Origin of the sequence: Pseudomonas sp. 18058 (assembly GCF_902706155.1) — a bacterium.
In the GTDB taxonomy this organism is placed as follows: Bacteria; Pseudomonadota; Gammaproteobacteria; order Pseudomonadales; family Pseudomonadaceae; genus Aquipseudomonas; species Aquipseudomonas rustica.
Map to the genome: position 1 here is coordinate 1 of NZ_CACSJY010000143.1, position 425 is coordinate 425.

Sequence of the window (425 nt, forward strand, 5' to 3'; positions counted from 1 at the left end):
ATCCCGAAGTGTGGGCCGCCATCCAGGCCGAGAACGTCCGCCAGGAACAGCACATCGAACTGATCGCGAGCGAGAACTACGCCTCGCCCGCCGTCATGGCCGCCCAGGGTTCGCAGCTCACCAACAAGTACGCCGAAGGCTATCCCGGCAAGCGCTACTACGGCGGCTGCGAGAACGTCGACGTGGTCGAGCAGCTCGCCATCGACCGCGTGAAGAAGCTCTTCGGTGCCGAGGCCGCCAACGTGCAGCCCAACTCCGGCTCGCAGGCCAACCAGGCCGTGCTGCTCGCGTTCCTGAAGCCCGGCGACACCATCCTCGGCATGAGCCTGGCCGAAGGCGGCCACCTCACGCACGGCATGCCCCTCAACATGAGCGGCAAGTGGTTCAACATCGTCTCCTACGGCCTGAACGAGAAGGAAGAGATC

Annotated in this window: 1 pseudogene; it reads left to right on the forward strand. The window is 64.9% G+C overall.

Features of this window, described 5'->3' with window-relative positions:
- Window positions 1-8: 8 nt before the first annotated feature.
- A pseudogene (gene glyA, locus GVL50_RS28545) lies at window positions 9-425 on the forward strand (serine hydroxymethyltransferase); the annotation flags it as partial.